Origin of the sequence: Croceitalea sp. P059, assembly GCF_031846365.1 — a bacterium.
GTDB lineage: Bacteria > Bacteroidota > Bacteroidia > Flavobacteriales > Flavobacteriaceae > Croceitalea > Croceitalea vernalis.
This window is the reverse complement of record NZ_JAVRHW010000001.1, coordinates 716,791-740,130: the sequence shown is the minus strand read 5'-3', so window position 1 is coordinate 740,130 and position 23,340 is coordinate 716,791. Positions and strand designations below refer to the sequence as shown.

Below are 23,340 nucleotides of genomic sequence, written 5' to 3'. Positions count from 1 at the left end.
GCCTAAGTCAAAAGGCGCGTTCCCTCATTATGGCTTGTTTCCCCATTGCTGCAGCAGTAGTTTAGACCTAAATAAGCAACCATGAGCTATAAAATTACCATACCAGAACCTTGTAATGAAGATTGGAACCAAATGACTGCCACCCAAAAGGGGGCCTACTGTAAAAGTTGTGCCAAAGAGGTTATTGATTTTACAACAACCTCAAAAAGTGAACTTGCCAGAAAAATAAAGCATGGGCATAACCTATGTGGGCGTTTTAAAGCAAATCAGCTCAACAGCCCTTTACCGTCTGTTAGCCGAAGTAATTTTCAACGGAATGCTGCCATGCTTGGTTTTACTTCACTGTTAAGCTTATCGAGTCCGGCAACTGCTCAAGAAAAAAAAGTAAACGACACCATTTTTATTGCTACAAGTACAAAATTGCAAGGTAATGTCACTTGCGAAGGGGTAAAAGCAATACCACAAAATCAAGTGGTCGGCCGTATTGCCGTGCAAGACCAAGTCAGTGATAGTATCGTTATAAAAGGAACCGTTGGTGATGGTGAAATGTCACTACCTGGAACTATAATCAAACTATTGGGTACTGAAATTGAAACCTATAGCGACTTTGATGGCTTGTATTCACTTAGCATTCCTAAAGCATTTTTAAAGGAAGGTCAACAATTGGAGTTCTCCTTTATTGGATGTCATACGACACTCAAACCGATTGATTTGAACACAAGATATGTTCATGTCAAACTTGAAGAAGATACGGAGCTATTAGAGCAAGTAGTCGTAACGGGCGGTATTCGAGTACATAGACCCAACATATTTAGACGTATTGCTAATCTATTTAGAAAAAAATACTAGGGCACTTAAGAATGTAATGAAAACCGGTATCTTGAGGTAAAATTAAAACCCATGAAATCGTACTTTCTATTAGCGTTCATACTAGTTTTTAGCTGTAAAACTGAAACGCCACAAATACCAGAAGCTCCAAAAGAGACTATTACCCTTTCTAAAACTCATATTGACCCCCACAACGGTTATTCTGAGGCTGTTGCCGTAGAAGCCAATGGCATAAAAACCATATATATTTCAGGCCAGGTGGGTGAAGGTGAAAGCTTTGAAGCACAATTTCGTGATGCTTTGGGCAAACTGCTCAACACCCTTGAAAATTCTGGTGCTACTTTTGACGATGTGGTCAAATACAATACTTATATTGTTAATTACAGTCCTGATATGCTACCTGGTTTTAGAGCTGTTCGTAAAGAATTATTGGGTGATACTGATATGCCTGCAAGTACCTTAGTTGGTGTTGAAGCCTTAGGTTTACCTAAATGGGGCGTTGAAATTGAAGCTGTCGCAGTAGTAAAAAAATAAGCCTTAATTCTAAACATTTCAACCTATTTTTACAGTTAAAAATTCAGGTGAAGCATGGCAAAAAAATCATCAAAGATTTATATTATTGGTGCAGGCATAAGCGGATTAGTCGCCGCTAAAACTTTGGAAGAAAACGGGTATACCGCAACACTTTTAGAGGCTACTAGAGAACCTGGGGGTCGCGTAAAAACAGCTACTATTGATGGTGTGCGCTTTGATCATGGTTTTCAAGTTTTACTCACGGATTATCCACAGGCAAAAAAACATCTTAACTATGATGCCTTAAATCTACACTACTTTAAACCTGGCGCCTTAATTTTTAAAGATGGAAAAACAGAACGTATTGGTGACCCCTTGCGTGACCGTTCCGCTTTTTGGCCAACACTAAGCGCTAGCATAGGCTCTTTGGGTGATAAATTCAGAATCTATCAGTTAACCCGAAAGCTTAAAGCAAAATCGATTGCTCAGATTTTTGCGACCGAAGAGCAAAGTACTAGTGACTACCTTAAAGCTTATGGCTTTTCTGAGGCTATCATCCATAATTTTTTTAAACCCTTTTTTACAGGAATATTTTTAGAGGAAGAGCTAAATACCTCTTCGCGCTTGTTTGAATTTGTATTTAAAATGTTTGGTGAAGGTTATGCCGCGCTACCAGCAAAAGGTATTGGAGCAATGGCCGGCCAGCTCGCTGGAAATTTAACACAAAGCGAATTTCAATACGAAACTGAAGTGTCAAAAGTTAGCGCTAAAGAAGTGCATTTAAAGAATGGCAAAAAGCTGAAAGCAGATGCTGTTATCAGTACCCTCCCCTTAGATACTAATGGCCAAATTGCCACACAAAAGGTGGCTTGGAAAAGCTGCGATAACTTATATTTTACGGTAGAAAAACAGACTTTTGAAACTGGTATCATTGGTCTGGTGGCAAATACCAACTGTTTGACCAACAACCTTTACTACTTATTTGAACAACAGCAGAACGGCGATGCCGTGCTATCCGTAACTGTGGTTAAAAAGCATCAAAAAAGTGAAGCTGAATTGGTTGGAGCAGTAGTTCAAGAGCTAAAGAAAGAATGTAGTATTCAAGTGAAAACCTTTATAAAAAACTACCATATTCAGCAGGCTTTGCCTGATATTAAAAACCTTAGTATGGAGCCTAGCTCGTCAAGTATTAAACATCCTTTAGGCATTTATATGGCTGGAGATCATAATTTAAGTGGGTCGTTAAATGCAGCTATGGCTTCTGGTGAGGCTGCTGCAAACGCTGTGATTTCCGATTTAAAGGCTTGATTTAGCTATCCGAAGTAGCATCTTCTTTTTGATGATAGGCTTTTGGTGTACAGCCAAATTCTTTTTTAAAGGCCCGATAAAAAGCATTTTTAGAATGAAAACCACTGGCTTGACTTAAAGCCTCAATAGAATGACGGTTTAAGTACTGTTCTTCAATGAGGTCCTTAGCAAAAAGCACGCGATGGTAATTGATAAAATCATTGAAGTTGGAATACTTCGCCTTATCAATGCTAGCAGAAAGCTTACGAGGAGAAACGCCTAGTTGCAGCGCTACACTAGAGAGGTTGATATTGGGTTGCAAAAACAACCGCTGTTCTTTTATTTTTTGGATATATGCATCGGTTTCTAGGCTGTTTTTGAGTGCCTTTTTTGATGATTTTTTTGATAATTGCGGCAAGCCGATTAGCACCTCAGGATTCCATAATAAATAGCCAGATAAAAACAAAAAGCTAACGGCCATTAAAACTGTGGTAAGTATTAAAGGCACGTCATATCCTTTATAATCAGCAAACACTAATAAAGAACTTGCTACATAAACCAAAACAAGCGAAGTGGTATAAAAGGTTTGGAGCTTTACAAAATCATAGAGCCATTTTTTTACAAAAAGAAATTGCTTAGATAAGGCCGAGGGTTCTACTTTAAAATGTTGAATAATGATATACCATTGCGCTACTAAATAGCCATAGAAAAGTAATAATTGTACAATGAGCACTAACCACTCTGGTAACAATCCGTCTTGTACAAAATAAATATTATCAGGATAAGCTATTACATCTGCTACAATCGCTTTTTTTTCTTTAAATGGTATGATATAAAATGAAGCGTAGTTAATGACTCCCAAAACAAAAGGGATGGCATGCCACAAATCACTCTTACGAAAAGTAGCTTCTTGTCGCAGAACAGCACGAACATATAAAAATGCAAAAGGAGGCACTAAAAACTCTAGAGGTACTGGGGTTTTATAAAGCACAGGAAAATACTGAATTAACCCATATTTGATAAAAATATAAAAGCCAAAAGAGTAGCCTTTGATAAAAAGAAACAAGGCTAAAAACCGAACCGGATACCGTTGGCCTTTGCTTATTCTAAACCAAATTAGAAAAGCTGTAGTAATGCAAAGAATAATACTTAGCCCAAATAGAATGTCGAAAACTAACAACTGTCTCGTTTAAAAATTGGTACAAATACGTAAATGGTAACAACTGGCATTTTTAGTATAGCTTAGAATTAGTTTATTTCAAGGTCAACTAATCCAACTCAGTACCTAAAAATCATGAATTCGATATTAGATTCATTAATACTAAAAATCAAATCATGGGGGGAGCAACAATCTGTCATTAATTATATCCTTCAAACGGATGTAACTAACTCTGAACAAGGTAAAGAAAATCCAATTTTAAAGTTTTTTATTGCCACTAAAAACGATGAAGCACTTATAAAAGAGACCAACTGGCTAGATGAGTTCGGTGGTACCATCAGAAAGCACGCTGCTAATCACGGATTTTGCTCTTTTGCAAAGGCCACTTATGAGAATGGTTTTAAGCTACACTTTGTTATTGTAAATACGGAGCTGAATAAACTAGGGGCTACATATTACAATATTGAAAACCTAGAAGATTCAAAAAAGCTGCTCGTAAATAATATGGTAGCTTAGTTTATCTTAAAACTAGTTAAATTGGTGTATTTGATTTCTTGAAAATCTGTTATCACCTTACTCGCCAACGAATAATCTTGATTTTTAGAATGTGGACTTTTAAAGGCCACACAAAAAATACCTGCCGCATGCGCTGCTTTAATTCCGTTTGTAGAATCTTCAATCACCATACATTCTTCTTTTTGAAACCCTGATGCTTCAGCTGCTTTTATAAAAATTTCAGGATGTGGTTTTGAAGCTTTTAAATCGGCACCACTAAGTTTTGCTGAAAAATACTGGTCTAAGTTAAACTTAGTGAACACATTATTGATGTTAGGCATAGAAGCCGAGCTTGCCAATACCAATGTGAGTCCGTTATTATGATAATCTTGAATCAATGTTCTGACCCCAGGAATCAAATCTAGGTCAGGATCATTGAAAAATAGCTTTTTGAAAATATTGCGCTTGATAGTAACCAAATCTTCTGGAGCTCTTTGCAACTTAAATTGCTGTACCAACTGTTTACAAATGTTTAGAGTAGCTTGTCCTGTAAAACTTTCATATAAGGTAGCAGGTACAGTAATGCCCACTTCATCAAACATCCCATGATAGGCCTTTTGGTGCAAAGGTTCTGAGTTAATGATGACTCCGTCCATGTCAAAAAGTACCGCTTTTATCATTATTTTAGTTTATTTTCAAGGCTACCACATTTCGACTCCACTCAATGAGGCATACTATTTCTATTCAGTAGTAGCGCTATATTTATGCTCTAAAAGCATCTCAAAATCTACAATCTCTAATGCTTTTTCATGCGTTGCCTCTAGGTCAACTTCAGGAGCTTTACCAGCCTTGTAGGCCTGTTTCCATCGCGAGGCACATAAGCACCATTTGTCACCCGGCTTTAGACCAGGAAACTGATACATAGGTATCGGTGTACTTAAATCATTACCCTGTGCTTTGGTATAGACTAAAAACTCTTCGGTCATAATCGCACAGACCACATGGGTACCTACATCTTCTGGACCGGTTCGGCAAAATCCGTCTCGGTAGAATCCTGTTTTTGGTTGGTAACAACAGGGTTTTAAATCAGTACCTAATACATTCTTATCGTCCAATTTTGATCTCTTTTAAGAAGTAATTTAAAAGATGAATTTATTGATTCCAAAGTAAAAAACAGATGATACCATTGATAATCATATAAAAAAAGGCAGGAAAAGATTTTATGAAGCCGTCCTTAATCTTAAGGCGAACTAAAAAGCCTAGCAACATTAAAACAGCAAGCCCAAGACTTGCAATGATACCAATTAGGGGTTTATAAAACGACAAAAATAATCCCAAGCCCCCAATTACCTGTAAATAACCATTTAACCTTCGGTATGTTATAAGCCCATAACGCTTGAATTCGGCAACCATATAAGGTGAAAAAAGACAGCTAAACCCAAATACCAGAAATGACAGGCCTGAACCTACTAAGAATACTATTAAACTTAAAGAAAACGCATTTACATTTGGATAGTCCATCAAGAAGCAGTACTTTTTGTTTAATATTTTTCAAAATTACTTAAACATTATGGAATATCTCATTTGGGGCATTAAAATTGGCATTTTTATTAGCATTATCAACGTTTGGTTTTTTAGGTTCAAAAAGACAACACCTTTCCGAGGTGGAAAAGCCAATAGTATGCCACAAGAATTTGAAGCTTATGGCTTACCAGAAAGCTTTTTATATGTCATTGGCCTTTTAAAAGTAGGAAGTGCACTAGCCTTATTTATTTCTATTTGGATGCCAGAATTCACTATTTATCCGGCAGCCATCATGGCGATACTCATGTTAGGAGCCATACTTATGCATTTAAAAATAAAAGACCCATTGAATAAAGCCTTACCGGCGGCCATATTCTTAATACTATCCCTTATTTTGATTTGGGATGCATCGTCATCATTCGCCTAAAGACGAACTATTATGGCTTCTAAAAAAACGATACCAGATTGGCTATTAAAAGCTCGCGATAAATGGCATTTTAATGGTAAAGAAAGACCCTCATTTGCGCAGGACCCAAAAAAAGGACAAGTATCTGTTTGGGATTTTCCAAGACCTCCGGCATTAGTGAAAGTACAACAACAGATCTCTGTGTATTCCGGTGAAATCTGCCTCGCAAAGACTAATCAAGCCTATGCAGTTATGGAAACTGCACATCCACCAAGTTATTATCTTCCTTCTGATGCAGTTGACCAAAATCAATTAGTAACTATACCCAACAAAAAGTCTTTATGTGAGTGGAAAGGCTCCGCAACCTACTGGGCACTTAAATCTGCACCATTACAACCTATTGCTTGGAGCTATGCAAATCCGTTTACAGAGTTTGAAGCCCTAACCAAACATTTCGCATTTTACCCACAGTACTTTGATTGTTTTGTGGGCAATGAAAAAGCCCGACCGCAACCTGGCCAATTTTATGCGGGTTGGATTACAGATAACTATGCTGGTCCGTTCAAAGGGGAACCTGGAACCGGATTTTGGTAGATTTTGTTTTTACTGTGCATCTAAAGCATAAATAGCAAAAGAACCTAGCCAATGTCCGCCTTCATAATTGTCGCCAACCAAATTCGGAAAAGAATACGCAATATGATTATTTGCTACTACATCTAAATGTCGATAGGCCTCAGGATACTGTTTCGCCAAACCATAAAATACCCAAGCTCGGCTAAAGTTCAAGCCATCTAAGTGTACCAACTGTCCATCTTCTCTATCGCCAACACGAGCAACTTCAATATCAAAATTTGGTTGTGCCATGTCGGGTAAAAATTTTGTCATCCATTGCTTAAATTCCACTTCTGAAAGAATTCTTCGCATTAAATCTATCTCTTCAAAACAAGGTGATAAAAAATCAGCTCCACTTGGCTCCCAACCAATCGGGCAAGCTTGGTCATTTTCATAGAAATACAATGCTCGAGCACGGATACTATTCATTAAAGCCTCATGATTCGCTGTTTGTGCATAATCCCAAGCAAATGACAATCCGAATGCCGTATTACTATGAGTACCCACACGAACTGCATATTGCAACTTTGGAAGGTAATCAATTAATTTCTCTGCAATTAAATCAGTGAGTGGTTGAAGATTTTGTGATAACTCCTTAGCGATTGGGTCGTCCCAAGTATGCAATTCTTCGGCCAATTTCAAAAGCCATCCCCAGCCATAAGTCCGCTCAAAATTCTTATTGTGCTTTCCTTCAAAGTAAGCTATTTCAGTCGCAATATTCTCTTTAGATAAATTGGAAGTTAAAACTAATTTCAGACGCTCTGCTTCTTGCAAATTCGGATGTGTTTTCAATAATTTCACCATGGACCAGTGGCCATGTACAGCAGAATGCCAATCAAAACAACCATAAAAAGATGGGTGTAATGTTCGAGGGCCAGCCAAATCTTCTTCACTTCCTAATGTATGCCCTGTCTTATTAGGATATTCTTTTTGAACACAAGCCAAAGGTAAACTCGCCAAATTGTTAGCTTGGTCAAGAGTTAACTCCATTTTTACGGTTTTTTCTTTAATTGATTGCGACTCTTCTGAATTCGTTTTACAGCTAAAAAAGAAAAGAGTACAAATAAGTATTGGAAGGGTAATTAGATACTTCATTAGGATTGCTTTATGCCTTAAATGTAACATTAATGGGAATTTTATACTAATAAAATGAATAAAGGAACCATCCTTTTTTCATAGCTTTAGAACACGAATTTTTAAAACACTTATCATGGATATTTTTAGCAAAATAAAAGAGAAACTCAGTCATGAGTTTATTGACATAGTCGAGTGGCTGGACTTTACAGATGATACCATTGCGCATCGTTTTGAGCGTTATCAAAACGAAATTAAAAACGGAGCTAAACTCATTGTTCGCGAAGGACAAACCGCTGTTTTTGTGAATGAAGGGCAGTTAGCCGACGTATTCACCCCGGGCACTTATGACCTTACCACTCAAAATCTACCTATTCTTTCTACCTTAAAAGGATGGAAATACGGATTTAATTCTCCCTTTAAAGCGGAGGTTTATTTTGTAAATACACACCTTTTTACAGATGAAAAATGGGGAACAAAAAACCCAATTACGCTAAGTGATGACCGTTTTGGCTTGGTTGAAATTCGCGCTTTCGGAACCTATGCCTTTAAAATTGCTGATGCCGGTAAATTCATCGTTGATATTGTCGGTACCGATAATAACTTTACCAATTTTGAGATTAATGAGCACCTAAAAAGTTTAATCGCCACCCGATTTACCGATACTGTTGGTGAAGCTAATTTACCTATTGAATTATACGCCGCAAATACCTCTGAGTTGTCTGATACGTGCCAAGAGGTAATGAAACCAGAATTTTTATCGGTGGGTATTTCATTAGAAAAATTCTACATTGAAAATGTATCAATGCCGGAAGATTTAAAGAAAGAAATCTTTGAATATAGCCGTATTGACAAACTAGATTTAGACAAGCTTACTAAGTTCAAAACAGCTAAAGCGATTGAAGCTGCAGCCAAAAATGAAGGTGGCACCGCAGGTGCCGGAATGGGAATGGGAATGGGTTTTGTACTCGCTCAACAAATGGGTGGTATGATGACGGGAGCCCCGCAGGCAGCGCCACAAATGGGTGGTCAACCACAAGTTGGGGCTTTTCCTCCTCCAATGCCAGTTGCCGTTCAATATTTCTACGCAGTCAACGGAGCGCAACAAGGGCCGGTTAGTATTGACCAGCTTAAAGCCTTATTCGCTAACAGAACAATCAACAAAGAAAGTTTGGTTTGGAAACAAGGCATGGCTAATTGGACTGCTTTGCAAGAAGTTGCCGAATTAAAATCGTTCTTAGGAGGTAATACGCCACCACCTTTACCCGGAGCTTAATACAAACAAGTCATTGCTGGGTACCAAGCATTCTTCTTAATCAATTTTCGATGGATTGCTTGGTATCAAGCAACGACCCCTTGTAATTTTTCATGGAACGAAAAACCCAACAGACCGAACTTAAAAAACCCTGCATTAATTGTGGCGCCGAGTTGAAGTACCAGCCCGGTACTACCAATATCAGTTGCGAGTATTGTGGTCATAAAGAAATCATTTCTATTGATGAAAATGGTTTTAAAGAGTTGGAGTTATACCCATATCTAAAAGAAATGGGTGCTCAAAAGCATAGCGAAGAAATTTCTATGCTTCATTGCAAAAACTGCGGAGCCAATCAACATATTGAAGAAAACTACAAATCGTTGCATTGTGTGTATTGTAGTATGCCGCTTATTTTAGAGGATGCCTATAAAGAAGATTGGATTTTACCAGGCGCTGTTTTGCCTTTTCAGATTGATAAAAAGAAATCTTTTCAAATATTCAAACGTTGGGTAAGTAGTCTTTGGTTTGCACCAAACAAACTAAAAAAAGCAGCTTTAGACCCGCAATTCACCAAGGGGCTCTATTTACCCTACTGGACCTTTGATGCGCAACTAAAAGCCAGCTATTCTGGCCAACGTGGCGAATATTACTACGAAACTAAAAGAGTTCGGAATTCACAAGGTAAAACCGTGACCAAACGAGTTCGAAAAACAAGATGGTATCCGGCTTCAGGGAATATTTCAGGTTTCGTAGATGATACTTTAGTCGAAGCTTCAAAACAGCGCAAAGGTCGAGTACCTTCAAAAATTGCTCGTTGGAATTTAAAACTATTACAACCTTTCAGCTCCAGTTTTTTAAGAGGTTTTGTTACCGAAAAATATACCATTCCCCTAATCCAAGGGCATCTTTCTGCCAAAGGTGAAGCTGAGCGAATTGCCAAACGTTGGTGCCGACAAGATATTGGTGGCGATACCCAAAGAGTAACAAGCATGAACATGAAATTATCTCAAGAAACGTTTAAGCATATTTTGCTGCCAGTTTATATTAGTGCTTATCGCTATAATGGAAAGGAATATAATTTTTTCATCAATGGAGAAAACGGCACCATTTCAGGGTCAAGACCATACAGTGCATGGAAGATTTTCTTTGCAATTTTATTTGGGCTTATAGTACTAGGTCTTATCATATTTTTTGCCCAAGGTTAAGCTCAAAATTTTTTAGCTACTTTTAAAACCATGGTTAATTGATAATCGATTATGAAAAAACTTTGTTTCTTACTTTTTTTAGTATCCGTATCCATCTTTTCACAAAATTCAATAGAGGCAGATAAAAAAGCCATTTTAGAAGTTTTGAATGCCCAAGAAACAGCATGGAATAATTATGATATAGAAACTTTTATGGAAGGATATTGGAAATCAGAAGAGCTTAAATTTTATGGTGCTGGAGGCGTGGTAAAAGGATGGCAAAGTACTTTAGAACGCTATAAAAAAAGCTATCCCACTAAAGCACATTTTGGTAATCTAAGATTTGTCTTTAACGATGTTTCGCCCATAAACGAGGGGGCATATTCAGTCATGGGCGAGTATCATTTAACCAGAGAAGTTGGCAATACCAATGGCATTTTTATGCTCATCTTGAAAAAAATGAATGGGGAATGGAAGGTAATTGCCGATACCTCGGCCAAAGTAAATTAGAGTGCTATGAATTATGCTATTTTAATGTACGCTCATTTGATTACCGTTGTACCCTGTGTGTTTTTAGGTGCTTATGTTTTATTGGCGAAAAAAGGAACAAGTGTGCACCGGTTTTTAGGAAAAATCTATATGATTTTAATGCTCATAACGGGGCTAATAACCCTATTTATGCCCGCTTTAGTAGGCCCACAATTTCTTGGTCATTTTGGTTGGATTCATCTCTTTAGTTTTTTAACTATATATACCGTTCCAACGGCATATACAGCGATTAGAAAAGGAAATGTTAGGGCGCATAAACGCAAAATGGTTTTACTATATATTGGAGCTATTTTGATAGCAGGTGGTTTTACCTTTGCGCCTGGGCGTTATTTGAATGAGTTGTTTTTTGGGTAATCTTACTTAAAAACCAAACAAACCGGACTTCCCATTTTCATTTCATTTAAGAAAGTTAAAGTCCCCATATCACCTTCCCTTTTAAAGATAGTTATATTATTGCTCCGCTGATTGGCGACCAATAGATAATTACCTGAAGGATCCATGGTGAAATTTCTAGGCCAATCTCCATTAACCGAAGTACGGCCAATAGTCGTTAGTTTTCCGTTTTCCTGATTTACAGAAAAAACAACAATTGTATTTTCCCCACGATTAGAACCATATAAAAATTTACCATCGGCAGACAAGTGAATATCTGCACAAAAACTCTCGCCTTCAAAATCAGTAGCAAGCGTGCTTCGAGTTTCTATTTCATTATAGCTGCCTTCATCATCTCTTTTTAAAACTGTAATGGAAGAATTGAGCTCGTTTATTACATAAAGAAAAGTGCGATTTTGACTAAAAGTGAAATGCCTTGGTCCAGCGCCTTGGTCCATATTTATGGAAGACTGATGTGCGGCCACCCAGCCGTAAGGCTGTTTATCATATCGTTTTATAGCATCTAAACCTAAATCAGCCACAAAAAGGCCGTCTTCATTAAAATGTGCTTTGTGCACATGAGGAATTTCTAGTGTGTCTGAGGTGTGGTGATTTAAAACCTGACGGTCTGCTAAACTTCCATCAGTAGCTAAATCAAAAATCGCCAAATTACCACCCGTATAATTTGAAGCCGCTAATTGCCCATTTTCTGAAAGTGCAACATGACAAGGATGTGCCCCTGCTGTTCCCTTACTATTGATAAGTTTTAGCATATTATTTTCAAATGCATATGCATATACTCCACCTCCTAATGAATCAAAATCAGCAGTTTCTTGAACAGCATATAGATTTTTCTTGTCTTTAGCAATAGCTAAAAAAGAGGGATTAGCTAGTTCTGCCATCAATTTCATTGAATCTAGTGTTCCATTGGATGGGTTAAACTGAAGTTTATAGATACCCCTACTGTCACCATCTGTATACGTTCCAACAAACAAATCAAAGGTTTCCATAGGCGTTTTCTTTTCTTGACACCCTATAAAAATAAAAACACTTAGGAGGTACAAAGGACTAAATTTTAATTTCATAATACTTAGTTGAATTTTATAAAAATACACAACTCTTTAAGATTATTAATTATGACCATGCTCTTCTAATTGATATCATATGCAGCGCATATTTTTGTAACTTCAAAGCCAATCAAAAACGACCAAAAATGATACAAAAAACTCTCGGATTTCTTGTAACAGCTTTTTTTATTTCAATTACTCAAGCGCAAGAACCTTATTTTTTATTGGACCCTACTATATCTCCCGATGCTCAAACTATAGTTTTTAGTTATGATGGAGATCTATGGAAGGTTAATTCGACCGGTGGATTGGCTACCCGAATTACAGCTATGGATGGTGAAGAAACACTACCAAGAATTTCTCCAAACGGTGAATGGCTGGCCTTTACTTCAAATTCACTTGGCAATAAGAATATCTATATCATGCCCTTGTCAGGAGGTGCGATTGTACAACTCACTTTTAATGATAAATCAGACGAAGTAGATAGTTGGTCTTGGGATTCAGAAACCATTTATTTTACCTCAAATAGAGAGAATCGCTATTCAGGGTACACTATTTCCAGACAAGGGGGCACTCCAAAACGCCTTTTTCAACACTATTTTCATACAGTGCACAACCTTGCCAAGCATCCTAAAACAGATGAGCTTTTTTTTAATGAAAGTTGGGAGAGTAAAAACTTCACCAATCGTAAACGTTACAAAGGAGCCTATAATCCTGATATAAAATCATACGATACTAAAACTGGTTCTTATAAAGAATATACCTCTTATAAAGGAAAAGATATGTGGGCGACATTTGATTTGGAAGGGACATTGTATTTTGTTTCAGACCAAGCCAATGGAGAGTATAATCTATACACCTTTGATAACAATTCAAAAACACAACTAACATCTTTTAATACATCTATTGGGCGACCACAAGCCAGCGCAAATGGCGCAGCGGTAGTATTCACAAAAGACTACCAAATTTTCTTATATGATGTGGCAAGTAAACAACCCAAAAAAGTATCCGTTCAATTGGCCAAAGATAACACTGTCGAAAATCTACAAGATTTTAATGTAAGCGGAAACATCACCAATTTTTCAGTTTCTCCGGATAATAAAAAACTGGCTTTTGTATCAAGAGGTGAACTTTTTGTTTCCGATGTCAAAGGAAAATTTGTAAAACAAATATCACTTAAAAACAAAGAAAGGATTAAGGAAGTTCTATGGTTGAAAAACAATAGTACTGTTCTGTTCACTAGAACTGATAAGGGCTATACTAATCTTTTTACGATTGACGTAAGTGGAAAAGAAGATGAAAAACAAATAACAAAAGACGCTAGAAATAATGTAAATATTACCTTGAATTCTAATATGACCCAAGCACTTTACATTAGCGGTCGTGATGAACTGCGCTTACTGGATTTGAAGAATTTCAAAAGTGAAGTCTTGGTTAAAGATGAATTTTGGGCTTTATATGCACCTCAGCCCTACTTTTCGCCAGATGATAAATACGTTGTGTATAATGCCTACCGCAATTTTGAACATGATGTTTTTACCATTCGTTTATCGGATAAAAAAGTGACCAATTTAACCCAAACTGGAGTAACCGAAACAAGTCCGGCGTGGTCGCCAGATGGCAAATATGTTTATTTCACTTCAAACTTGACCAAACCTAGTTATCCGTATGGTATGGAAGCTCCTAAAATTTACCAAATGGCACTTGATAAGTTTGAAGACCCCTATTTAATTGATGAATTTGATAAGCTTTTTAAAGAGGAAGAAAAAGAACCTGAGGATAAGGAAAAGAAGAACAAAGAAGAAAAAAGCAAAGTTGATGACACTAAAAAAGTAACTGTTAAGATCAATGAAAAAGGATTAATGGAACGTATCAAGAGAGTAAGTCCCTCTTTTGGTTCGCAATATGCTCCTGCGGCTTATAAAAAAGATAAAACAACCTATTTATTTTATTTGAGCAACCATGACGAAGGTAAAATGAAGTTATGGAAAACTACATTTGAGCATTTTGAGAAGAATAAAACTGAAAATGTTTTAGATGAAGAAATTCGTGGTTATCATATCGAAACTGCCAAAGACCAATACTACTTGTTGGTTAAAGGTAATATTCACACCCTTGATATTAAAAGTAACAAAACCGAAAAAATCAAAATTTCGAATACATTTAGAAGAAATTTATCAGAGGAGTTTACTCAAATGTTTTACGAAGCTTGGGCTGGTTTTGAGGAGAATTTTTATGATGAAAACTTTCATGGTGAAGACTGGCAAAAACTTCGTGACCGATATGCCCAATACCTACCATTCATTACAAAACGCTCCCAATTACGATTGCTTTTTAATGACATGCTGGGTGAATTGAACACTTCTCATTTCGGATTCTATTCGAACGGAAAAGAAGAAAGTTCCTTTTATAAGAACGCCACAATGAGCACGGGAATTGTTTTTTCTAATGAAGACTCTTATTTGGTTGAACGCCTTTTAACCGATGGCCCTGCTGATATTACAGGGATGCCTCTCAGAAAAGGAGATCGCCTCATTGCTGTAAATGATGTAAAAGTCAATGAAGCCATGAATAGGGAATCTTATTTTGTACAGCCTTCAAGAGATAAAGAAATAACGCTCACCTTTTCAAGAAATGGTAGTCCCATTAAGGTGAAAATACATCCAACAAACACAAATAATGCTCGTACCCTTTTGTATGATGAATGGATGGATGCCAATCAAAGTTACATTGACCAAAAAAGTAATAAAGAGGTAGCTTATATCCATATGAAAAACATGACGGGCCGAGAATTGGAACGTTTTAAGCGTGAAATGGTTTCCGAAGCGAATGGAAGAAAGGCGCTTATATTAGATTTACGATATAATACAGGTGGTAACGTGCATGATGAAGTACTTCAATTTTTATCCCAAAAGCCGTACTTGAAATGGAAGTATCGTGAAGGAAAACTAGCTCCGCAACCCAATTTTGGACCAGCGGCTAAACCAATTGTCATTTTAATCAACGAGCAATCTTTAAGTGATGCCGAAATGACTTCTGCAGGATTTAAAGAATTGGGTTTGGGTACACTTATCGGCACAGAAACCTACCGTTGGATTGTGTTTACTTCGGGTAGTGGATTGGTAGATGGTTCATTTTACAGATTACCTTCATGGGGTTGCTACACTTTAGATGGTAAAAACTTGGAAAAAGAAGGGGTACAACCTGACATTTTGATTAACGAAACTTTCAAAGACAGATTAGATGGCAAAAATCCACAATTAGATAGGGCCTTACTTGAAATTGAAAAGCAACTTAAGAAAGAATAGCCCTATAGTTAATTGCTAAACAGGTAATTTAGCTTGCTCTTCCCATTCAAGAATCCATTTAGCCATAAGGGAAACCCATTCATCACGGTCATTCAAACATGAAATGTGCTTAAATGACTCTCCACCGGCCTCTTTGAATTCTTCATCACCTTCCATGGCAATTTCTTCTAGGGTTTCTAAACAATCTGAAACAAATGCAGGGGTAATTACAGCTAAACGTGTTTTACCTTCTTTTGCAAATCTTTCAAATTCATAGTCCGTATAAGGCTTTAACCATGGGTCGCCAGCCAATCGAGACTGAAAAGAAGTACTAACCTTTTCTTCTGGCAAGCCTAAATAAGCTTTAATTAACTCCGTAGTATCGTAGCACTGATGTCTGTAACAAGTATGATGTGCCACCGAATTAATGGAACAACACGTACCATCTATTTTGCAATGAAATTTTGTAGGGTCCGATTTTCTAATATGGCGTTCAGGTATTCCATGATAAGAAAACAAAACATGGTCGTATTCAAAATCTTTTAAGCCTTCAGCAATGCTATCACCAAGCACTTTTATGTACTCCGGGCTACTATAAAATGCTGGCATAGTAGTCACCTTCATGTCAGGAAAATGCTGCTGTTGCTCTTCCATGGCCTTCACCACAACGGTCTCGTAAGAAGACATAGCGTAATGTGGATACATGGGTACTAAAAGCACCTCATCAACATTTTTATCGGCTAACTCTTGCAAGCCTTCTTTTATGCTACCTGAACCATAACGCATACCTAAGGCCACAGGAAGCTTGGTATGTTCGCGTAGTTTTTTGGTAAATCGTTCCGAAATTACAATTAAAGGCGAACCTTCATCCCACCAAATTTTTGAATACGCTTTGGCCGATTTTTTAGGTCTTGTATTCAAGATGATTCCTCTTACCAAAAGATTTCTTAAAAGTGGAGGCACGTCGATTACACGACCATCCATTAAAAACTCATCTAAATATGGTTTTACATCTTTTGGGGTTGGGCTATCAGGTGACCCTAAATTGACCAATAAAACTCCTTTTTGCACAGCATTAAATTTAAGTTTCAAAAATACAATTTGAAAGGCATTCTATTTTTACAGATTGGAATAAGTTTTGTTATATAGAAATAGATAACTTTGATTGAAAGACAAAATAAATGAAGTACTATTTACTCTTATTGAATTTTTTACTAGTCCATTTTGTGACAGCCCAAATTGTTTCTTCAGCGGAAGACGAAGCGATTTTTAAAACCCGATTATTACAAATTCAAGATGTTGAAACTTCTTCTTTTAATGAGCACCTGTTAGAAGTTGGAAAAACTTTTTTAGGAACACCATATGTGGAAAAAACTTTGGAGTTTGGTAAAACTGAAGCTCTAGTAATTAATTTTAGAGGTCTTGATTGCACCACATTTGTTGAGAATACACTAGCGATAAGTTTACTTCAAAAACAAGAGAAAACAGATTTTTTCTCTTTCACCGATAATTTAAAAACCATTCGGTATAGAAATGGCATTCTTGATGGCTATTCATCTCGCCTGCATTACTTTACAGATTGGATACGAAATAATGAAGAAAAAGGTTTAGTTAAAGATATTACTGCCGACTTGGGTGGAATTGAACTTAACAAATCCATTAACTTCATGGGAACCCACAGAGAGCTTTATCCTTTTTTGAGTGATGACACCAACTATCAACGCATTATAGAGACTGAGACCTCCCTGGCTAAAAAAACGCTTTGTTATCTGCCTCAAAAGGAGATTAAAAAGAGCGAAGCATATATGAAATCAGGAGATATTATAGCCTTAGCCACTTCAATAAAAGGTTTAGATGTTACCCATACCGGTATTGCTTTTAAAAAACCAAATGGCCGAATTCACTTACTACATGCTTCAAGTTCAGGTGAAGTTAAAATTACCGAGGTACCCCTGGTAGATTATTTAAAAAAGGTGAAAAATAATATAGGTATTATTGTTGCCAGGCCAATGCCTTAACTGCGGTTTAAACACCATTCAATGGCACCCAATAAATGCTGAATAAAATTATTTTCAGCATAAGATTCATTGGTATGGCCGCCACCAGAATAGTAAGCTCTTCCCGCGCCAACTTGATGATACCAGGCAATTGGATGTTGGGCTCCATTTGTACCCCCAACATAAGAACTCTCATCTAAATTTAAAGTAACGTTTACTTCAGAATTTAAGTTTTTATAGTTATACCATTCGTCATTGCGTACCCAAGTTTCGGGTAAATGTTTTGTTGAACTGTGTGTTCCATCTACCAGTTGAACAGATGCCTGAATTACATTTGGATTATTGGGATGACTTTCAAAATAGCCGCCAACCAATTTACCATACCAGTTCCAATCATATTCAGTATCTGCTGCAGCATGAATTCCTAAAAAACTACCTCCTCCATTTATATAATTTTCAAATGCCTTTTCTTCTTCAGCATCCAACACGTCACCTGTTGTACTCAAGAACACCACCAACTGATAATTCTTTAAGTTGCGTTCCGTAAAATCTTCAGAACTCTCAGTTCTTATTACAATGAAATTATTCTTTCGACCAAGCTCGCGTAAAGCCTTTACACCTGTTGAAATACTTTCATGCCGATAACCCTCAGTCTTAGTAAAAACTAACACAAAATCAGGACGTTTTTTTGGAGTAGTATTTGGTGTTTCTTGTGCCGAACAAATTAGAGAAATACTAAAAAAGATGATGAAGATTGATTTGATGAATTTCATTGATGATGGTTTAGGTTGATGAAGTTAAATATTTTTTTGGGGTCGTACCATATTTCTTTTTAAAAGATGCTATAAAGTGACTGGCAGTGCTATAACCGACTTTAAGACCAACTTCATTGACATTATGCTTACCGGTTTCTAGCATCTTACGAGCGTATTCCATTTTATAGTCAAAAAGGAAACCGAAGACTGAATCACCATAAATTTGTTTAAATCCTTCTTTTAACTTTTTAAGGCTTAGACCAATTTCATTAGATAACTCGGCTAAAGTTGGTGGTTCTGTCATTCTTGCAATGATAATCTCTTTTGCTTGTCTAATTTTACGAACATTATCCTCATCAGCTAAAAAAGGGCATTGTTCTAAATCAGCATCTTCGGTTTTATTAAAATATAGAGATATCAATTCATATACCTTGCCTTTCACATAAAGGTTCTTTATCGATGGGTGCAGGTTATAACTCATTAACTGGCTCAAGACTACAGCCATTGCTGGGGTTAAAACTTCTTGAGAATAATACTTTTTCTCACCCGAAACATCACTTAAAAAAGGAATATATGACGCTTCACTAGAAAAAAGTGAATGAAATTTTCTAATTGTCATCACAATGGAAAGCATCCATGAATTTGATTCCAATACCACATTCATAGGTAGGTTTTTCTGTGTGTTATACAACAATAGTGAATTCTCTTCGGATACTTCAAGGGCATAGCCCCCTTCATTAAATAAAAACTTAATCTTTCCTTTTAAAGCAAAATGAAACTGAATATAAGTACTATCAATATCTCGAACAACAGTTTTACGGTCATCCGTATCGTTTTGAATTTTAAGCACATAGAAGCCTTCATCAACTAATATCTCGTCATATGAACCTATAGCGACATTTTCTATCATTTATAATTTTATTTAAGCTTGAATTATGTTATTTAGAATCACTCTAAACAATGTCGATATTTAGTCTAACATCAATAAAGCTAGTGTTTTTGAAAGTTTTTTACAAAATTACACTTTAACTTGATATTTGATGTTATTAATTGTTCCGCTAGCGTTATTTTTTGTTTTGTGACACCATTAATTTTACAGCCAGGTTAGAGTTTAATGAAGAACTACCATATTTCGAAACATCCATCCTTTTTTGCAGTTGGTTTGAGTTATAAAAAAGCCGAGGCAGAAGTTAGAGGAAAGTTTAGTTTGGATGTGCCAAAAATAGATGCCATTATCCTTGATGCCCAAAAGCAGGGCGTTGAAGGTTTATTGACCATTTCTACTTGTAATCGTACTGAACTTTTCGGATTTGCACAACAACCCTTTCAACTAATTAAGTTGTTATGTGATCATACACAAGGTTCCATCGAAGAGTTTCAAGAAGTAGCTTACGTTTATAAAAATCATGATGCTATTAATCATCTTTTCAAGGTGGGCACTGGCTTGGATAGTCAGATCTTAGGTGATTTTGAAATTATAAGTCAAATCAAACAAAGTTTTTCCCGATCTAAAAAACATGGTATGTCTAATCCGTTCTTAGAACGGTTATGCAATTCTGTAATACAAGCCAGCAAAAGAATCAAAAATGAAACGGAACTTTCAACGGGTGCCACATCCGTAGCTTTTGCATCAGTTAAATACATTCTTCATAATATCTCTGATATATCTTCCAAGAATATTTTACTGTTTGGTACAGGTAAGATCGGTCGTAATACCTGTGAAAATCTAATCAAGCATACCAATAACAAACACATCACCTTAATCAATAGAACAAAAGAAAAAGCTGAAGCCATCGCTGGTAAATTTCAATTATTGGTCAAAGATTATGGCGATTTACAAACGGAAATTAGAAAAACTGATATTTTAGTAGTTGCTACTGGCGCACAACTTCCAACTATTTCAAAATCGCTTTTACATACAAAAAAACCATTGTTAATTTTAGACTTGTCGGTACCAAAGAATGTAGCTGATAACGTTTTGGAATTGGATAACGTAACCTTAGTTCACCTAGATCAACTCTCTCAAATAACAGACGAAAATTTAAATAAAAGAAAGGAATACATTCCGAAAGCTTATGACATTATTGAGGAAGTAAAACTGGACTTTATCAAATGGTTAGAAAGTAGAAAATTTGCTCCCGTCATCAATGCCTTAAAAGCAAAATTGATGACCATGAAAGAAGAAGAGCTTGATTTTCACTCGAAAAAACTGCAAGATTTTAATCAAGAACAAGCGGAGCTGGTATCAGAGCGGATTATTCAAAAAATAACCAAACAAGTGGCCAATCATCTTCGTAAATCAGATGCCGATACAGATGATAGTCTCGCACTTATTCAAGAAGTATTTCAATTAGAACTTAATAGTAAATGAAGAATGTAATTCGCATTGGTACCCGAGATAGCGAATTGGCGTTATGGCAAGCTAATACCGTTCAAAACAAACTTGAAGCACTAGGTCATAACACGACTTTAATTCCTGTTAAAGCTACTGGAGACCTAGTTTTAGACAAACCCCTATACGAATTAGGTATCACCGGAATATTTACCAAAACACTTGATGTGGCTTTGCTTAAAGGTGATATTGACATCGCTGTGCATTCCATGAAAGACGTGCCGACCGTTTTACCTAAAGGTGTTGTTCAGGCAGCAGTTTTAGAAAGAGCTGAAACTCATGATGTTTTAGTACATAAGGGGACTGACTTTTTAGAAAGAGAGGGTATACTAGCTACTGGAAGTTTAAGACGGAAAGCGCAGTGGTTAGCAAAATACCCTAAGCATAAGGTGGTCGATTTAAGAGGCAATGTCAATTCTAGATTAATCAAACTAATAGAAAATGATTGGAATGGTGCAATTTTTGCCCAAGCCGGATTGGAACGCATTAAACTTTTACCTAAAGATGCCGTTCAATTAGATTGGATGATACCAGCACCTGCCCAAGGCGCTATGTTGGTTGCTGGCCTAAAAGATAATGAAAAGGTTATTCAAGCTGCATCTGAATTGAATGATGATCATAGTGCTATAACCACTCAGATAGAGCGTGAGTTTTTAAAGACCTTAGAAGGTGGTTGTACAGCGCCAATTGGAGCTTTGGCTGAAATAAAAAACCAAAAGGTTTATTTTAAAGGATGTCTGCACGCCCTTGATGGGAGTGCTTTTGTCGAAACGATAAAAGAGCGTCCTCTGACTAAAATTGAAGGTTTTGGAAAAAGCTGTGCTTATGAAATTTTGGAAAGCGGCGGAAAACAATTAATGGATGAGATAAAAAATGAACTCAACAATTCTGTCCACTAAAAGATTATCAGGATCTCAACGTGAGTTGGCACTCAATGGCAAGCTCAATATTGTCGAGTATGATGCTATTAATATTGAATACCTGCCTTTTGAAATAAATTCTGATGTTGATTGCTATATTTTTACCAGTAAAAATGCAGTTCATAGTTATTTAGAAGAGCAAAAATCAAAAGTCAACAAGGGCGAAAAATCTCAAATATTAAAAGCTGTTTGTGTAGGCGAAAAAACAAAGCTTTTACTACAAAAAAATAACTTTGAGGTTCTGGCGACTTGCGAAAATGCGGAGAACTTATCACAAATAATCATAACCAATTATAAGTTCTACTCATTTTTATTTCTAAGTGGGAATTTGAGAAGAACAACTTTGCCCGAACAATTAATCAAAAATAAAATTGACTATAAGGAGATTGAGGTCTATAGAACTATTTTAAAACCTAAAAAATTTAAAAATACATTTGAAGGAATTCTGTTTTTTAGTCCGAGTGGAGTTGAGAGTTTCATTCAAGACAACAGTCTATCAGATAGTACTGCCTTTTGCATTGGATCAACAACAATGAATGAGGCAAAAAAATATACCAATCGGTTAATTAAAGCCAATAAACCCACGATAGAAAACGTAATAGTGCAGGCGGTAAAACATTATAACTCATGATTAAAAACGATTTATTTTTAAAAGCTTTAAAAGGAGAAACTGTTGAAAGACCCCCTGTTTGGATGATGCGCCAAGCCGGACGTTATCTTCCAGAGTTTATGGAAATTAAAGCAAAATATGATTTCTTTACGAGGTGTCAAACTCCTGAATTAGCATCTGAAATTACTGTACAACCGATTCGCCGATATGGCATGGATGCCGCCATTCTATTTAGCGATATTTTGGTTATACCCCAAGCGATGAATATTGATGTAGAAATGAAACCTAATTTTGGACCTTATCTACCTCAACCTATACGAACTGCAAAAGATTTAGAAAGAGTAATTGTTCCCGATATTCAAGACACACTCGGCTATGTGATGGATGCCATTACAATGACCAAAGAGAAATTGAATGATGAAATTCCATTAATTGGTTTTGCGGGATCACCTTGGACAATTTTATGTTATTGTGTTCAAGGACAAGGCAGTAAAAACTTTGATTTGGCAAAAGGATTTTGTTTTACTCAGCCAAAAGCAGCTCATGAATTATTGCAAAAAATTACGGATACTACTATTGCTTATTTAAAAGAAAAAGTAAAAGCCGGAGTAAACGCAGTTCAAGTTTTTGATTCGTGGGGAGGAATGTTATCACCCACTGATTATCAAGAATTTTCTTTCCAATATATTCAGCAGATTATCGATGCCTTAAAAGATGAAGCACCTGTAATTGTTTTTGGCAAAGGTTGCTGGTTTGCATTAAATGAAATGGCAAAATCCGGAGCTTCCGCTCTAGGGGTAGATTGGACATGCTCAGCTCGTAATGCGCGATATTTAAGTGGAGGAAAGATTACTTTACAAGGTAATTTTGACCCTTCTAGATTGCTTTCACCTCCTGATGAAATAAAAAGAATGGTCCATCAAATGATTAATGAATTTGGCAAAGACCAATATATTGTTAACCTAGGGCACGGTATTCTTCCAAATATTCCTATTGAAAATGCTGGTGCTTTTATTGAAGCTGTAAAAGAATATAAAGCTCCATAACAACCTAT

General features: G+C 36.5%; 25 protein-coding genes. 16 read left to right on the top strand and 9 right to left on the bottom strand.

Annotation, left to right across the window (positions count from 1 at the left end):
* Nucleotides 1–81 precede the first annotated feature (81 nt).
* The 3 genes from RM542_RS03315 to RM542_RS03305 are packed head-to-tail and all read left to right on the top strand — an operon-like array spanning nucleotide 82 to nucleotide 2,649.
* Complete coding sequence (locus tag RM542_RS03315) at nucleotides 82–849, top strand: carboxypeptidase-like regulatory domain-containing protein (protein WP_311384288.1); 768 nt, start codon at nucleotides 82–84, stop codon at nucleotides 847–849.
* A gap of 51 nt (nucleotides 850–900) precedes the next feature.
* Nucleotides 901–1,362: a RidA family protein gene (locus tag RM542_RS03310; protein WP_311384287.1), complete on the top strand. Its 462-nt coding sequence runs from the start codon at nucleotides 901–903 to the stop codon at nucleotides 1,360–1,362.
* Nucleotides 1,363–1,416: 54 nt separating this feature from the next.
* A complete protein-coding gene (locus tag RM542_RS03305) occupies nucleotides 1,417–2,649 on the top strand; it encodes an FAD-dependent oxidoreductase (protein WP_311384286.1) in 1,233 nt (410 codons plus the stop codon).
* A gap of 1 nt (nucleotide 2,650) precedes the next feature.
* Here RM542_RS03305 and RM542_RS03300 read toward each other — a convergent pair whose 3' ends face one another.
* Nucleotides 2,651–3,619, bottom strand: a complete 969-nt coding sequence (locus RM542_RS03300) for a helix-turn-helix transcriptional regulator (protein WP_311384285.1) — start codon at nucleotides 3,617–3,619, stop codon at nucleotides 2,651–2,653.
* A gap of 303 nt (nucleotides 3,620–3,922) precedes the next feature.
* Here RM542_RS03300 and RM542_RS03295 point away from each other — a divergent pair, with 303 nt between their 5' ends.
* Nucleotides 3,923–4,303: a hypothetical protein gene (locus tag RM542_RS03295; RefSeq protein ID WP_311384284.1), complete on the top strand. Its 381-nt coding sequence runs from the start codon at nucleotides 3,923–3,925 to the stop codon at nucleotides 4,301–4,303.
* On the opposite strand, the gene RM542_RS03290 is transcribed toward RM542_RS03295, so the two are convergent.
* From RM542_RS03290 to RM542_RS03280, 3 genes are read right to left on the bottom strand one after another with little or no spacing between them, the layout of a single operon-like run.
* Nucleotides 4,300–4,962, bottom strand: a complete 663-nt coding sequence (locus RM542_RS03290; protein WP_311384283.1) for an HAD family phosphatase — start codon at nucleotides 4,960–4,962, stop codon at nucleotides 4,300–4,302. The genes RM542_RS03295 and RM542_RS03290 overlap by 4 nt on opposite strands.
* Nucleotides 4,963–5,022: 60 nt before the next feature.
* Nucleotides 5,023–5,397, bottom strand: coding sequence for a DUF2237 domain-containing protein (locus RM542_RS03285; protein ID WP_311384282.1), 375 nt, complete (start codon nucleotides 5,395–5,397; stop codon nucleotides 5,023–5,025).
* A 37-nt stretch (nucleotides 5,398–5,434) separates the two neighbouring features.
* Nucleotides 5,435–5,803, bottom strand: a complete 369-nt coding sequence (locus RM542_RS03280) for a DoxX family protein (protein ID WP_311384281.1) — start codon at nucleotides 5,801–5,803, stop codon at nucleotides 5,435–5,437.
* A gap of 49 nt (nucleotides 5,804–5,852) precedes the next feature.
* On the opposite strand from RM542_RS03280, the gene RM542_RS03275 reads away from it, so the two are divergent.
* Together RM542_RS03275 and RM542_RS03270 are read left to right on the top strand one after the other, a co-directional pair.
* On the top strand, nucleotides 5,853–6,233 hold the full coding sequence (locus RM542_RS03275; RefSeq protein WP_311384280.1) for a DoxX family protein: 381 nt from the start codon (nucleotides 5,853–5,855) through the stop codon (nucleotides 6,231–6,233).
* A gap of 12 nt (nucleotides 6,234–6,245) precedes the next feature.
* Nucleotides 6,246–6,806 (top strand): DUF427 domain-containing protein, encoded by a 561-nt coding sequence (locus RM542_RS03270; protein WP_311384279.1) that lies wholly within the window; start codon nucleotides 6,246–6,248, stop codon nucleotides 6,804–6,806.
* Nucleotides 6,807–6,815: 9 nt separating this feature from the next.
* On the opposite strand, the gene RM542_RS03265 is transcribed toward RM542_RS03270, so the two are convergent.
* Nucleotides 6,816–7,919 (bottom strand): DUF2891 domain-containing protein, encoded by a 1,104-nt coding sequence (locus RM542_RS03265; RefSeq protein ID WP_311384278.1) that lies wholly within the window; start codon nucleotides 7,917–7,919, stop codon nucleotides 6,816–6,818.
* Between the two features lie 115 nt (nucleotides 7,920–8,034).
* Between RM542_RS03265 and RM542_RS03260 the strand changes: the two genes are divergently transcribed.
* From RM542_RS03260 to RM542_RS03245, 4 genes are all read left to right on the top strand, one after another.
* A complete protein-coding gene (locus RM542_RS03260) occupies nucleotides 8,035–9,174 on the top strand; it encodes an SPFH domain-containing protein (RefSeq protein ID WP_311384277.1) in 1,140 nt (379 codons plus the stop codon).
* A 92-nt stretch (nucleotides 9,175–9,266) separates the two neighbouring features.
* Complete coding sequence (locus RM542_RS03255) at nucleotides 9,267–10,358, top strand: DNA helicase PriA (protein ID WP_311384276.1); 1,092 nt, start codon at nucleotides 9,267–9,269, stop codon at nucleotides 10,356–10,358.
* 51 nt (nucleotides 10,359–10,409) lie between these two features.
* Nucleotides 10,410–10,847, top strand: a complete 438-nt coding sequence (locus RM542_RS03250; protein WP_311384275.1) for a nuclear transport factor 2 family protein — start codon at nucleotides 10,410–10,412, stop codon at nucleotides 10,845–10,847.
* Between the two features lie 6 nt (nucleotides 10,848–10,853).
* Nucleotides 10,854–11,240, top strand: a complete 387-nt coding sequence (locus tag RM542_RS03245) for a DUF2306 domain-containing protein (RefSeq protein ID WP_311384274.1) — start codon at nucleotides 10,854–10,856, stop codon at nucleotides 11,238–11,240.
* 2 nt (nucleotides 11,241–11,242) lie between these two features.
* Here RM542_RS03245 and RM542_RS03240 read toward each other — a convergent pair whose 3' ends face one another.
* Nucleotides 11,243–12,343: a lactonase family protein gene (locus RM542_RS03240; protein WP_311384273.1), complete on the bottom strand. Its 1,101-nt coding sequence runs from the start codon at nucleotides 12,341–12,343 to the stop codon at nucleotides 11,243–11,245.
* Between the two features lie 128 nt (nucleotides 12,344–12,471).
* On the opposite strand from RM542_RS03240, the gene RM542_RS03235 reads away from it, so the two are divergent.
* A complete protein-coding gene (locus RM542_RS03235; protein ID WP_311384272.1) occupies nucleotides 12,472–15,633 on the top strand; it encodes a S41 family peptidase in 3,162 nt (1,053 codons plus the stop codon).
* Nucleotides 15,634–15,648: 15 nt separating this feature from the next.
* Here the strand turns inward: RM542_RS03235 and hemH are convergent, their stop codons facing one another.
* Entirely contained in the window at nucleotides 15,649–16,683 is a 1,035-nt protein-coding gene (gene hemH, locus RM542_RS03230) for a ferrochelatase (protein WP_311384890.1), read from the bottom strand.
* 110 nt (nucleotides 16,684–16,793) lie between these two features.
* Between hemH and RM542_RS03225 the strand changes: the two genes are divergently transcribed.
* Nucleotides 16,794–17,630 carry an N-acetylmuramoyl-L-alanine amidase-like domain-containing protein gene (locus RM542_RS03225; protein ID WP_311384271.1) on the top strand — a complete coding sequence of 279 codons (837 nt, stop codon included), beginning with the start codon at nucleotides 16,794–16,796 and terminating at the stop codon, nucleotides 17,628–17,630.
* Here RM542_RS03225 and RM542_RS03220 read toward each other — a convergent pair.
* Nucleotides 17,627–18,382, bottom strand: coding sequence for a ThuA domain-containing protein (locus tag RM542_RS03220; RefSeq protein ID WP_311384270.1), 756 nt, complete (start codon nucleotides 18,380–18,382; stop codon nucleotides 17,627–17,629). The genes RM542_RS03225 and RM542_RS03220 overlap by 4 nt on opposite strands.
* A gap of 10 nt (nucleotides 18,383–18,392) precedes the next feature.
* Nucleotides 18,393–19,274, bottom strand: a complete 882-nt coding sequence (locus tag RM542_RS03215) for an AraC family transcriptional regulator (RefSeq protein WP_311384269.1) — start codon at nucleotides 19,272–19,274, stop codon at nucleotides 18,393–18,395.
* A gap of 204 nt (nucleotides 19,275–19,478) precedes the next feature.
* On the opposite strand from RM542_RS03215, the gene hemA reads away from it, so the two are divergent.
* The 4 genes from hemA to hemE are packed head-to-tail and all read left to right on the top strand — an operon-like array spanning nucleotide 19,479 to nucleotide 23,332.
* Nucleotides 19,479–20,735 carry a glutamyl-tRNA reductase gene (hemA, locus tag RM542_RS03210; RefSeq protein WP_311384268.1) on the top strand — a complete coding sequence of 419 codons (1,257 nt, stop codon included), beginning with the start codon at nucleotides 19,479–19,481 and terminating at the stop codon, nucleotides 20,733–20,735.
* Nucleotides 20,732–21,655, top strand: a complete 924-nt coding sequence (gene hemC, locus RM542_RS03205) for a hydroxymethylbilane synthase (RefSeq protein WP_311384267.1) — start codon at nucleotides 20,732–20,734, stop codon at nucleotides 21,653–21,655. Before hemA ends, hemC begins: the two co-directional genes overlap by 4 nt.
* Entirely contained in the window at nucleotides 21,630–22,307 is a 678-nt protein-coding gene (locus RM542_RS03200) for a uroporphyrinogen-III synthase (protein WP_311384266.1), read from the top strand. Before hemC ends, RM542_RS03200 begins: the two co-directional genes overlap by 26 nt.
* Nucleotides 22,304–23,332 (top strand): uroporphyrinogen decarboxylase, encoded by a 1,029-nt coding sequence (hemE, locus tag RM542_RS03195; RefSeq protein ID WP_311384265.1) that lies wholly within the window; start codon nucleotides 22,304–22,306, stop codon nucleotides 23,330–23,332. The genes RM542_RS03200 and hemE overlap by 4 nt, the downstream gene beginning before the upstream one ends.
* Nucleotides 23,333–23,340: the final 8 nt, after the last annotated feature.

Bases quoted from the DNA above. Each gene is read 5' to 3' on its own strand.
- RM542_RS03260 (WP_311384277.1), top strand. From the start codon at position 8,035: ATGGATATTTTTAGCAAAATAAAAGAGAAACTCAGTCATGAGTTTATT.
- RM542_RS03235 (WP_311384272.1), top strand. From the start codon at position 12,472: ATGATACAAAAAACTCTCGGATTTCTTGTAACAGCTTTTTTTATTTCA.
- RM542_RS03280 (WP_311384281.1), bottom strand. From the start codon at position 5,803: ATGGACTATCCAAATGTAAATGCGTTTTCTTTAAGTTTAATAGTATTC.
- hemC (WP_311384267.1), top strand. From the start codon at position 20,732: ATGAAGAATGTAATTCGCATTGGTACCCGAGATAGCGAATTGGCGTTA.
- RM542_RS03310 (WP_311384287.1), top strand. From the start codon at position 901: ATGAAATCGTACTTTCTATTAGCGTTCATACTAGTTTTTAGCTGTAAA.
- RM542_RS03215 (WP_311384269.1), bottom strand. From the start codon at position 19,274: ATGATAGAAAATGTCGCTATAGGTTCATATGACGAGATATTAGTTGAT.
- RM542_RS03290 (WP_311384283.1), bottom strand. From the start codon at position 4,962: ATGATAAAAGCGGTACTTTTTGACATGGACGGAGTCATCATTAACTCA.
- RM542_RS03315 (WP_311384288.1), top strand. From the start codon at position 82: ATGAGCTATAAAATTACCATACCAGAACCTTGTAATGAAGATTGGAAC.
- RM542_RS03220 (WP_311384270.1), bottom strand. From the start codon at position 18,382: ATGAAATTCATCAAATCAATCTTCATCATCTTTTTTAGTATTTCTCTA.
- RM542_RS03275 (WP_311384280.1), top strand. From the start codon at position 5,853: ATGGAATATCTCATTTGGGGCATTAAAATTGGCATTTTTATTAGCATT.
- RM542_RS03270 (WP_311384279.1), top strand. From the start codon at position 6,246: ATGGCTTCTAAAAAAACGATACCAGATTGGCTATTAAAAGCTCGCGAT.
- RM542_RS03250 (WP_311384275.1), top strand. From the start codon at position 10,410: ATGAAAAAACTTTGTTTCTTACTTTTTTTAGTATCCGTATCCATCTTT.
- RM542_RS03305 (WP_311384286.1), top strand. From the start codon at position 1,417: ATGGCAAAAAAATCATCAAAGATTTATATTATTGGTGCAGGCATAAGC.
- RM542_RS03265 (WP_311384278.1), bottom strand. From the start codon at position 7,919: ATGAAGTATCTAATTACCCTTCCAATACTTATTTGTACTCTTTTCTTT.
- RM542_RS03240 (WP_311384273.1), bottom strand. From the start codon at position 12,343: ATGAAATTAAAATTTAGTCCTTTGTACCTCCTAAGTGTTTTTATTTTT.
- hemA (WP_311384268.1), top strand. From the start codon at position 19,479: ATGAAGAACTACCATATTTCGAAACATCCATCCTTTTTTGCAGTTGGT.
- RM542_RS03225 (WP_311384271.1), top strand. From the start codon at position 16,794: ATGAAGTACTATTTACTCTTATTGAATTTTTTACTAGTCCATTTTGTG.
- RM542_RS03245 (WP_311384274.1), top strand. From the start codon at position 10,854: ATGAATTATGCTATTTTAATGTACGCTCATTTGATTACCGTTGTACCC.
- RM542_RS03255 (WP_311384276.1), top strand. From the start codon at position 9,267: ATGGAACGAAAAACCCAACAGACCGAACTTAAAAAACCCTGCATTAAT.
- RM542_RS03200 (WP_311384266.1), top strand. From the start codon at position 21,630: ATGAACTCAACAATTCTGTCCACTAAAAGATTATCAGGATCTCAACGT.
- RM542_RS03295 (WP_311384284.1), top strand. From the start codon at position 3,923: ATGAATTCGATATTAGATTCATTAATACTAAAAATCAAATCATGGGGG.
- hemE (WP_311384265.1), top strand. From the start codon at position 22,304: ATGATTAAAAACGATTTATTTTTAAAAGCTTTAAAAGGAGAAACTGTT.